10 protein-coding genes are annotated in these 9,983 nt (G+C 57.9%); 9 read left to right on the top strand and 1 reads right to left on the bottom strand.

The annotated features are described in order from the left end of the window. Positions 1-618, bottom strand: a 618-nt coding sequence (gene coaA, locus RR877_RS05485; protein WP_332627779.1) for a type I pantothenate kinase, incomplete at its 3' end; no start/stop codon positions are given. A 57-nt stretch (positions 619-675) separates the two neighbouring features. Here coaA and glmS point away from each other — a divergent pair. From glmS to RR877_RS05440, 9 genes are all read left to right on the top strand, one after another. Next, a complete protein-coding gene (gene glmS / locus RR877_RS05480) occupies positions 676-2,526 on the top strand; it encodes a glutamine--fructose-6-phosphate transaminase (isomerizing) (RefSeq protein WP_332618961.1) in 1,851 nt (616 codons plus the stop codon). A 6-nt stretch (positions 2,527-2,532) separates the two neighbouring features. Further along, positions 2,533-2,892 carry a holo-ACP synthase gene (locus RR877_RS05475; RefSeq protein WP_332618962.1) on the top strand — a complete coding sequence of 120 codons (360 nt, stop codon included), beginning with the start codon at positions 2,533-2,535 and terminating at the stop codon, positions 2,890-2,892. Then, on the top strand, positions 2,889-4,016 hold the full coding sequence (alr, locus tag RR877_RS05470) for an alanine racemase (protein ID WP_332618963.1): 1,128 nt from the start codon (positions 2,889-2,891) through the stop codon (positions 4,014-4,016). The genes RR877_RS05475 and alr overlap by 4 nt, the downstream gene beginning before the upstream one ends. Further along, the gene (gene tsaE / locus RR877_RS05465; protein ID WP_332550961.1) at positions 4,016-4,486 is read left to right on the top strand and encodes a tRNA (adenosine(37)-N6)-threonylcarbamoyltransferase complex ATPase subunit type 1 TsaE; all 471 of its coding nucleotides are present in this window, start codon (positions 4,016-4,018) and stop codon (positions 4,484-4,486) included. Before alr ends, tsaE begins: the two co-directional genes overlap by 1 nt. After that, positions 4,486-5,133 (top strand): tRNA (adenosine(37)-N6)-threonylcarbamoyltransferase complex dimerization subunit type 1 TsaB, encoded by a 648-nt coding sequence (gene tsaB, locus RR877_RS05460; protein ID WP_332550962.1) that lies wholly within the window; start codon positions 4,486-4,488, stop codon positions 5,131-5,133. The genes tsaE and tsaB overlap by 1 nt, the downstream gene beginning before the upstream one ends. Further along, a complete protein-coding gene (gene rimI, locus RR877_RS05455) occupies positions 5,130-5,612 on the top strand; it encodes a ribosomal protein S18-alanine N-acetyltransferase (RefSeq protein ID WP_332618964.1) in 483 nt (160 codons plus the stop codon). Before tsaB ends, rimI begins: the two co-directional genes overlap by 4 nt. Next, the gene (gene tsaD, locus RR877_RS05450; protein WP_332550974.1) at positions 5,612-6,667 is read left to right on the top strand and encodes a tRNA (adenosine(37)-N6)-threonylcarbamoyltransferase complex transferase subunit TsaD; all 1,056 of its coding nucleotides are present in this window, start codon (positions 5,612-5,614) and stop codon (positions 6,665-6,667) included. The genes rimI and tsaD overlap by 1 nt, the downstream gene beginning before the upstream one ends. Before the next feature lie 9 nt (positions 6,668-6,676). Continuing rightward, complete coding sequence (locus RR877_RS05445; RefSeq protein ID WP_332618965.1) at positions 6,677-7,027, top strand: DUF4190 domain-containing protein; 351 nt, start codon at positions 6,677-6,679, stop codon at positions 7,025-7,027. Between the two features lie 100 nt (positions 7,028-7,127). Further along, the gene (locus RR877_RS05440) at positions 7,128-9,980 is read left to right on the top strand and encodes an aminotransferase (protein WP_332618966.1); all 2,853 of its coding nucleotides are present in this window, start codon (positions 7,128-7,130) and stop codon (positions 9,978-9,980) included. Positions 9,981-9,983 lie beyond the last annotated feature (3 nt).

The following is a 9,983-nucleotide window of genomic DNA, read 5'->3' as shown; positions in this document are numbered from 1 at the left end:
ATTGAGGCCTTCGACAATGAGAACATCCGGCTGGCGCACCACAATCTTCTCGTCGGGCAAGATGTCATAGCTGAGGTGAGAGTAGACCGGAGCGGTTGCCTCCTCAGCACCGCTCTTGATCTTGCTGACAAAGCGAAGCAGAGCACGGCGGTCATAGGATTCCGGGAATCCCTTGCGATCCAAGATGCCGCGGCGTTCCAACTCGGCGTTGGGATAGAGGAAACCGTCGGTGGTGACCAGCTCAACACGGGGAGTGTCCTCCCAGCGAGCCATGAGCATTTGCAGCAGACGTGCCACGGTGGACTTACCCACTGCAACCGACCCCGCCACACCAATAACAAAAGGCGTGGTGGTGGCGCGCTCGCCGAGGAAGTTCGAGGTGTCGCGGTGAAGTTTGCGTGCTCCCGAGGCATAAATCGAGAGCAACCTGCTCAGTGGAAGATAAACATCTTCTACTTCTTGCAGGTTCAGGCGGTCCCCGAGGCCACGCAGGCTCTCAATATCGGCCTCAGTGAGCGGAGATTTGGTGGTGGGAGCGAGCTCAGCCCACTCATCGCGGGAGATTTCCACGAAGGGGGTGGTGTGCACATTGATGGCACCGGTCTGCTCAAGCCTCACCTGCCTATTCTGCCCTACGCAGGCGATATGCCGCTCGTGAACTAAACTGGAACCCTTATGTGTGGAATCGTGGGTTACGTCGGTCAGCAAGACACTCTTGCCGTTCTTTTGGGCGGTCTGAAGCGTCAGGAGTACCGAGGGTATGACTCGGCAGGTGTTGCCATCCTGACCGATGGCGGAACTATTGAAACCGCCAAGAAGGCCGGCAAGCTCCAGGCCTTGGTTGACCTGCTTCAGGCACAGCCTCTGGTTCCCGGTCACACTGGTATTGGCCACACTCGCTGGGCCACCCACGGTGGACCCACCGATGTGAACGCACACCCTCACTTGGGTGATGAGGGCAAGCTTGCTCTCATTCACAACGGCATCATTGAGAACTTTGCCGAGATCAAGGTCGAGCTTCTGGCCAAGGGTTACGAGTTCGAGTCGGAGACAGACACTGCTGTGGCTGCAGTTCTACTCGGTGATGTTTACCGCGAGGTTGGTGACCTGCGCGAAGCAATGCGCCTCGTGGTCAACCGTCTCGAAGGTGCTTTCACTCTGCTTGCGGTGCACACCGATGCACCCCACCTCATCGTTGCTGCTCGCCACAACTCACCGTTGGTGATTGGTTTGGGCGACGGCGAAAACTTCCTTGGCTCGGACGTTGCCGCCTTCGTCGAATACACCAAGCGTGCTGCAGCAGTGGGTCAGAACCAGGTGGTAGCTATCACTCCTGACTCGGTTGACGTTATTGGCTTCGATGGAACTCCTGTCTCCATCGAAGAATATGAAATCGCCTGGGATGCTTCAGCCTCCGAAAAGGGTGGCTGGTCTTCCTTCATGGCGAAGGAAATCACCGAGAACCCCGACGCTGTGGCGAACACTGTTCGCGGACGCGTCGTGGATGGGCTCGTTCAGGTACCTGAACTGACCGAACTCGGTGACGATGTCTTGAACGGCATCAACCGCATCATCTTGGTTGCCTGTGGCACCGCGTCCTATGCCGGCATGGTCGGCGCTTACGCCATTGAGCAGTGGGCCCGCATTCCGGTTGAGGTTCAGCTCTCGCACGAGTTCCGTTACCGCGACCCCGTGATCACCCCTGAGACTTTGGTCATTTCGATCAGCCAGTCTGGTGAAACCATGGACACCCTGATGGCGGTCAAGTATGCCCGCGAACAGGGCGCACGCACCATCTCGGTGTGTAACACCCAGGGTGCAACCATCCCTCGTGAATCTGACGCTGTGGTCTACACCCACGCAGGTCCTGAGGTTGCCGTTGCCTCCACCAAGGCTTTCGTTGCACAGATCACTGCGCTCTACTTGATCGGTCTCCACATCGCTCACTCCAAGAAGACGGTGGACGAGAAGGAACTCCGCCGTCTCGCTACTGACCTCCAGGCGTTGCCTGCCAAGGTCACCAAGGTTATCGAGACCGGCGAAAAGATTGCGCAGCTGGCCAAGTGGATGAGTGACACTCCATCTGTTCTCTTCCTGGGTCGTCACGTGGGATACCCCATCGCCCTCGAGGGTGCTCTCAAGCTCAAGGAGCTTGCTTACATCCACGCTGAAGGCTTCGCCGCAGGCGAGCTTAAGCACGGTCCTATTGCTCTGATTGATCACGGTCAGCCCGTGTTCGTCATTGTTCCCAGCCCCCGTGGTTCTGCATTGATTCACTCCAAGGTTGTCTCTAACATCCAAGAGATCCGTGCCCGTGGCGCTCGCGTGATTGCCATTGCCGAGCAGGGCGATGCCGCCGTTCTTCCCTATGCCGATGAGGTCATCCAGATTCCTCTGGCCGACCCCATGTTCGAGCCCATCCTCGCTGTCGTGCCTCTGCAGATCTTCGCTATGGAGCTCGCTGACGCCAAGGGACTGGATGTTGACCAGCCACGTAACCTGGCCAAGTCGGTCACGGTCGAATAGCCACTCATGATTCTGGGAGTGGGGGTCGACATTGTCGACATCGCTCGCTTCACGCGGGCGTTAGAACGCACGCCCAAGCTGGGGGAGCGTCTCTTCACGGATGCTGAGCGTGAGCTCCCTGCGAACTCTCTTGCTGGTCGCTTCGCTGCGAAGGAAGCTTTGATCAAAGCTTTGGGTGGTTCCGGGTCGATGACCTTCCACGACATGGTCGTGGTCAAGGACGAACTGGGTAAACCCTCTTTTGATCTAAGCGGTGCAGCTGCCGAGATGGCCAGTAGCAAGGGCATCGACAGCGTGCATCTGTCAATCTCTCACGATGCCAACGCAGCTGTGGCGTTCGTTGTTGCGGAAGGAAGTGCCGCATGAGTCACACCCCTTTCCGCATAGCCAAGGTCAACACGGATGCCATCGCCGGCAACGTGAAGCGCATACGTGAGATCGCTGGCGTGGACGACGTCCTCATTGTGGTCAAGGCCAACGCCTATGGCCACGGCATGGTTCCGGCCGCAAAGGCTGCCCTTGCCGGCGGAGCAACCTGGCTGGGGACGGCAGATATTGCCGAGGCTCTCACTCTACGTAAGGCTGGCATCACTGCTCCCGTGCTGTGTTGGATCCACGCACCTGATGAAACTTTCGACGAAGCGGTTGCTGCCGACATCACCTTGGGTGCTGTCTCAGTTGCGCAGCTGAACGCGATTGCAGCTGCTGGTCACCGCAACAAGACAACACCTCGTGTTCACCTCAAGCTCGACACCGGCCTGAGCCGGAATGGTGCCAGCCCCGAGCAGTGGGCAGACTTCATGCGCACGGCAGCGGAGCTCCACGCTTCCGGTGATCTGGATGTGGAGGGCGTGATGAGTCACCTCTCCAACACCTCCGATGCTGACGACCTCGAACAGCTCAAGGTGTTCACAGTGGGACTTTCAGAATTGAAGGACGCCGGCCTAGAGCCCAAGTTCGTTCACCTCGCTGCATCGCTGGCTGCGCTGACCCTGCCGGAGACCCGCTTTAATATGGTTCGTTCCGGTATTGCTGCCTATGGCATCGGCCCCACCGAGGAGCTGCGTCCAGAACAGTTCGGACTCACTCCTGCCATGACGCTGGAAACCCGCGTGGTGGCTGTTCGCCGCGTTCCCGAGAACACGGGTGTGAGCTACGGCTACCTTCACCGCACAGCCCACGAAACTACTTTGGCCCTGCTCCCCTTGGGTTATGGCGATGGCATCAACCGTGACGCATCCATGAATGGTCCTGTCCTGCTCAACGGAGAAACCTATCCCGTTGCCGGCCGTATTGCGATGGATCAGTTCCTGGTCAACGTGGGCGATGACCCCGTTGCCGTCGGTGACCACGTGGTGCTCTTTGGAGATCCTGCTCAGGGGCACCCGTCCGTGCACGACTGGGCAGCTGCAGCGAACTCGATTGCCTATGAGATTGTCACGCGCCTGATTGGCACCCGACTCGAATATGAGTACGTAAGGAACGCGTAATGCTCGGAACTCGAACTATTGAGAATCCGGACCAGATGCACGAACTTGGCCTCGAGCTGGGCAAAGCACTGCGTGCTGGTGATGTCCTGGTCCTCACCGGCCCACTCGGTGCTGGAAAGACCACGTTGACCCGTGGCATCGGTGAAGGCTTGGGTGTTCGTGGCCTGGTAACCAGCCCCACCTTCGTCCTAGCCAGAACTCACCCCAGCTTGGTCGACGGTCCACCCCTGGTTCATGTGGATGCCTATCGTTTGAACAGTGCTGTCGAACTCGATGATCTCGACATTGACTTTGCACACTCCGTCGTCGTGGTTGAGTGGGGTGCAGGGATGCTCGATGGCATCGTGGACTCCTGGCTTGACGTCGTCATTGAACGTCCTGAGGGAGCCAATGCGGGCGAGCTCGGTGAGGAACTGATTGAGCCCCGCACCGTCACCCTCACCGGCCATGGCGAGAGGTGGAACTCCTGATGAGTAATGTCATCCTCGCCATCGACACCTCTGCCGGCACCAGCATCGCGCTGGTGAAGGACGGTACAGTTCTTTCTTCTCGCTCCACCCCCGACACCATGCGTCACGCTGAGATCATTGGCAGCTTTATCAATGAGGTACTCGCGGAGGCAGGAGTTGGCTCCAGCGACGTGACCCACGTTGCTGCGGGCATGGGACCAGGACCCTTCACGGGTCTGCGGGTCGGGATTGCTGCCGCCGATGCGTTCGCATTCGGTAGCGGGGCAATCCTGCTGCCCATGAATAGCCACGACGCCATAGCGCTGGAGTTCCTTGATACGGATCCTGACAACAACGTGGTGGTCACCACCGATGCTCGCCGCAAGGAAGAGTATGTGAGTTTCTATAACGGACTCGATGAGCAGGGGTGCCCTGTTCGTAATCATGGGCCTGCCATTCAGAAGCCCGGTGAGTTCGATGCAACCGAGAGTGCCTATGTTCAGGCCACGGAAGTGCCGGCAACCTGGTTGGGTGTCCTCGCTCAGCGCAGGCTCGATGCCGGTCGATCTTTCCTTCCTTTCGAGGCGCTTTATCTGCGCTCGCCGGATGTCACCATGAGCAACGGCCCTAAGCGGGTTGTGCAGGAGATGCGAGGTGACAAGAAATGATCGACAGCATCGTCTTGCGCCAGGCAACGACCGATGACGTGCCTGCCATCATGGAAATCGAGACACCCGTCTTTGCCGGTGAAGCATGGTCTTTCGAAGCCATGGCACGTGACGTGGGAGATAGGAACTGTTTCTATCTTGTCACCGAAGCACACACGGATGCCTTGGGCGGTGAGCCTGCAGTGGTCGGTTATGCCGGCCTGTTAGCTCCTCGCGGTTCAGGTGATGGCGATATTCAGACCATTGCCGTGTTGCCTGAGTTTCGCAGCTCAGGCCTTGGGCGCCGTCTGATGACGGCGCTGCTGGATGAAGCAGAAGCGCGCAATGCCACTCGAGTGTTCCTAGAAGTTCGTGCCGATAACCCCCATGCCATTGCCCTCTATGCCTCCCTCGGCTTTGAGGAGATTGCCGTGCGCCCCGGCTATTACCAGCCTGAAGGTGTGGACGCTGTGATCATGAAGAAGGGAGCGGATCTGTGATGAACCGTGACGCCCCCTTAGTTCTGGGTATTGAAACCAGCTGTGATGAGACCGGCATCGGTATTGTTCGCGGACGCGAACTGCTGGCCAATGTCATTGCCTCCTCGATGGATGAACACGCTCGCTATGGCGGTGTGGTTCCTGAGGTTGCTGCCCGTGCACACCTCGAAGCACTGCGCCCAGCCTTGACCGAAGCTGTTGCCACAGCGGGCATCACGCTCGATGAGCTTGATGCTGTCGCTGTGACCAGCGGCCCTGGTCTCTGTGGCGCACTGATGGTCGGCGTGGGTGCAGCGAAAGCATTGGCACTGTCACTGAATAAGCCGCTCTATGCCGTGAACCACCTGGTTGGTCACGTCGGTGCAGATGTGTTGGGTGAAGAAGGACCCCTCGAGTACCCCACCATTGCGCTGTTGGTTTCTGGTGGTCACACCTCACTGCTCCTGGTTCGTGATCTCACCAGTGACGTGGAGTTGCTGGGGGAGACCATCGACGACGCCGCCGGTGAAGCTTTTGACAAGGTGGCCAGAATACTTGGTCTGCCCTATCCCGGTGGTCCCCACATCGACCGCGTTGCGGCAGATGGTGACCCCAAAGCTATTCGTTTTCCTCGCGGACTGACCCTGCCTAAAGACATGGAGAAGCACCGCTACGACTTCTCCTTCTCGGGACTCAAGACAGCGGTTGCCCGTTGGGTTGAGGTGCGCAGGGACGCTGGCGAAGAAATTCCCATCGCAGATGTGGCTGCCAGCTTCCGTGAAGCTGTCATTGATGTTCTCACCAGCAAAGCCATTGCTGCGTGCAAGGACTACGGCGTACCTAGGCTGTTGCTCGGTGGCGGCGTCGTGGCCAATGCACGCCTGCGCGAAGTCGCGCAGCAGCGTGCTACTTCGGCGGGTGTGGAACTACGTATTCCTGCCTTCTCACTCTGCACAGACAACGGCGCCATGATTGCCGCATTAGCCTCTGAGCTGATTATGGAAGGCGCAGAACCTTCCTCACTGAACTTCGGAGCTGACAGCACTCTCCCAGTTACAGACATCCATGTTCACTAAAATTGAACTATGACTGAAAAAGCTGCACCCAAGACCCCCAAAGCAACAAAGCCTGTCACTGTTGTGACCCCTGAGGCAGTTCCCGTTGCCAAGACCAACGTGTTGGCCATTGTTGCCCTCGTTGCCGGTATCGCGGGTCTGACCGTGATCCCCTTTGTTTCCAGCATTGTTGCTGTGGTGACTGGACACATGGCACGCAAGGAAGTTCGTCGCACCGGCGAGCAGGGTGAAGGTCTGGCACTCGCCGGTCTCATCACCGGTTACATCGGCCTGGGCCTTGGTGTTCTCGTCGCTGTTCTCCTCATTGCCTTCTTCGGCGTCGTTATTGCCTCGGGTATGAACAGCTACTACAACTACTAAAGAACCACTCTTGTCACGCCACCAACTGTTCGCGGTTGGTGGCGTGAGTGGTTAAGCGCAACTAGTAACAACGGGCATTGAGCACAAGAATAGAAAAGCTATGGCTACCGAGATCTTCAACTACTTCACTCAGACTGAGCTTCCCTCACCCACCCTTCCGGATTCGGAAGTAGTGGAGCTGGTTCACAAGTATTTCGGTGTTGCCACCACTGCTTCCTCCCTCGGCAGCCAGCAGGATCAGAACTTCGTTCTGCGCCTGGATGACTCAGGAGACGTTCTGGGAGTTCTCAAGCTCAGCAACCCTGCCTTCTCGGAGGCAGAAATCCAGATGCAAGATAAGGCAGCTGCCCATCTGGCAGGCAAGATTGACCTGCGCATTCCCTCGATTGTGGAAGGCGAGCAGGGCGCCATGTCCGCGATGTGGGAAACATCGCAGGGCAGTATTCACGCCCGTGTGATCAAGTTCATTCCCGGCACCAACTTCATGGGCTCGGATTACCTCTCCCCACATGCCATTGCTCGCATGGGTGAGATTGCAGGACTGGTCAGCACGGGCCTGGCAGATTTCTCTCACCCTGCCAGCGGTCGCGTGCTGCAATGGGACCTCCGCTATGCGGAAAAAGTGATTGATCAACTCCTCTCCGAAGAGCCTGATGCTGACGTGGTCTCCCTCGTTCAGCGCGCAGTGGAGGTCACCGCGCCAATCTTGGCAACTGTTGGCCCCACCCTGCCTCAGCAAATGGGTCACTTCGACATCACCGATGACAACATCATGTGTCCCGACAAGCACTCGGTTCCTGACGCAGTGCTCGACTTTGGTGACGTAGCGAAGTCGTGGGCCGTGGGCGAGATTGCCACCACCGTCTCCTGCATGCTTCACCACGATGGTGTCTCCCCGGTCAGTGTTCTTCCGGCGATCAAGGCATTCCACGCCCTTCGCCCCTTGAGTGAGGACGAGATTGAGGCGCTGTGGCCATTGGTCATTCAGCGTGGTGCTGTCTTGGTCTTGAGTGGACGTCAACAAAGCCGCATCGACGAACACAATGACTACGCCACGAGTGCGCTCGATCGGGAGATGCGCATCCTGGTGCAGGCACTCTCTGTTCCACCTGTCGTGATGGCCGCCACCATTCGTCACAGTCTGGGACTCAGCATTTCCTCGCCGAAGTGGACCGGAGGCAATGTGCTTTCTTCGGTGACCAAGGCTGAAATCCTGGATGCGAGCACCACTTCCACACTCAACGATGAAGGTGCCTGGCTTTCTTCAGACACTCTGGAGAAAGCAGCGCTCTCTGCACTCGACAACGGTTCCCAGCTCGCTGTGTTACCTGCGTGGTTACCGGTTCTCACCGGTGCACCTTCTCGCACACAGAGCTCACCCGATGTCATCCCCACCCACGCCACCATCTGGCTGGCTGAGGCCACAGAGATTTCTTCACCGGTTTCAGTTGAAACACAGCCTGGTGTTCTCACCGTGACGGTGGACGGCCACAGTGTTTCTTTCTCCGCTGAGGGAATCAGCGGAACTACTCTCCCTGCCCGCAAAGCCATCACTGTTTCTCCTCTCTTCGAGGGCGTTGAGATTCCTTCGTGGGTAACAGCAGAACTGGCAACCGGGTGGCGCAGCTTGCTGGGTGACCCCACCGAGGCACTCGGCATCGAGATGGGCCACGTCGCTGACCCTGAGCTACTTCTCGAGCGCCGCGAACATGTTCTGGCTGAAGTGCAGGAGCACTACTACCAGCGCCCACCACAGATGGAACGTGGTTGGCGTGAATACCTCATGGACACCAACGGTCGGGTTTATCTCGACATGGTGAACAACGTCTCCTCGGTGGGCCACGCCCACCCTCGTGTGGTGAAGGCAGCAGCGAATCAAATGCGCCTACTCAACACCAACTCGCGTTTCAACTATCACGCGATTACCGAATACGCCGAGATGATTACCGAGACGCTGCCGCCTGAGCTCGACACCGTCTTCTTTGTGAACTCGGGTTCGGAAGCAGTGGACCTTGCCCTGCGTCTTGCCATGGCCTACACAAGTCGACCAGACATTGTCTGCATGCGAGAGTCGTATCACGGCTGGACCTATGCCAGCGATGCCGTGTCAACTTCTATTGCAGATAACCCCAATGCGTTGAGTACTCGCCCTGACTGGATCCACACCGTGGATGCGGCCAACTCCTACCGCGGTATTCACCGCGGCGTGGATGCCGTGAAGTATGGCCCCGAGGCCGTCAAGGTGATTGAGGGTATTGGCAAACCCATTGCCGGTTTCATCTGTGAGTCCTACTTCGGGAACGCCGGCGGTGTTGCTCTGCCCGATGGGTATCTCAAGCAGGTCTATGACGCTGTTCGTGCACAGGGCGGCCTCGCCATTGCGGACGAAGTCCAGGTTGGCTTCGGCCGCTTAGGTGAATGGTTCTGGGGATTCCACCAGCAAGGTGTCATCCCTGACATCGTGGCCGTGGCAAAGTCCATTGGTGGCGGTCACCCCATTGGGGCCGTGATCACCAGCCGTGAGATTGCGAACCGCTATCGCACTCAGGGCTACTTCTTCTCTTCTACAGGTGGCTCACCCGTCTCCAGCGAGATTGGCAAGGCCATCTTGGGCATCATCAAAGATGAAGGTCTGCAAGAAAACGCATTGAAGGTGGGCACTCGCCTCAAGCAGCGCCTGCAGGCTCTCTCTGAGAACTACCCCATCGTGGGCAGGGTTCACGGCTCTGGCCTCTACCTCGGCCTGGAATTCATCAGAGACAGCGAAACCCTTGAGCCTGCGACTGAAGAAACAGAAGCGATTTGTAATCGCCTGTTAGAGCTCGGTGTCATCATGCAACCCACGGGTGATTACCAAAACGTGCTGAAGATCAAACCACCACTTGTGATTACTCAAGAGTCAGCAGACTACTTCGTGGACATGCTGGAGCATGTCCTGAAGACCGGCTACTAAATT

Source organism: Aurantimicrobium sp. (genome assembly GCF_036667855.1).
GTDB lineage: Bacteria > Actinomycetota > Actinomycetes > Actinomycetales > Microbacteriaceae > Aurantimicrobium.
The sequence above is the reverse complement of the archived record's forward strand: the minus strand, read 5'-3'. Positions and strand labels throughout refer to the sequence as shown.

What these genes read in the sequence shown, in the direction of transcription:
- alr (WP_332618963.1), top strand. Translation starts at nt 2,889, where the DNA reads ATGAGTCACACCCCTTTCCGCATAGCCAAGGTCAACACGGATGCCATC.
- RR877_RS05440 (WP_332618966.1), top strand. Translation starts at nt 7,128, where the DNA reads ATGGCTACCGAGATCTTCAACTACTTCACTCAGACTGAGCTTCCCTCA.
- tsaD (WP_332550974.1), top strand. Translation starts at nt 5,612, where the DNA reads ATGAACCGTGACGCCCCCTTAGTTCTGGGTATTGAAACCAGCTGTGAT.
- tsaB (WP_332550962.1), top strand. Translation starts at nt 4,486, where the DNA reads ATGAGTAATGTCATCCTCGCCATCGACACCTCTGCCGGCACCAGCATC.
- tsaE (WP_332550961.1), top strand. Translation starts at nt 4,016, where the DNA reads ATGCTCGGAACTCGAACTATTGAGAATCCGGACCAGATGCACGAACTT.
- RR877_RS05445 (WP_332618965.1), top strand. Translation starts at nt 6,677, where the DNA reads ATGACTGAAAAAGCTGCACCCAAGACCCCCAAAGCAACAAAGCCTGTC.
- RR877_RS05475 (WP_332618962.1), top strand. Translation starts at nt 2,533, where the DNA reads ATGATTCTGGGAGTGGGGGTCGACATTGTCGACATCGCTCGCTTCACG.
- rimI (WP_332618964.1), top strand. Translation starts at nt 5,130, where the DNA reads ATGATCGACAGCATCGTCTTGCGCCAGGCAACGACCGATGACGTGCCT.
- glmS (WP_332618961.1), top strand. Translation starts at nt 676, where the DNA reads ATGTGTGGAATCGTGGGTTACGTCGGTCAGCAAGACACTCTTGCCGTT.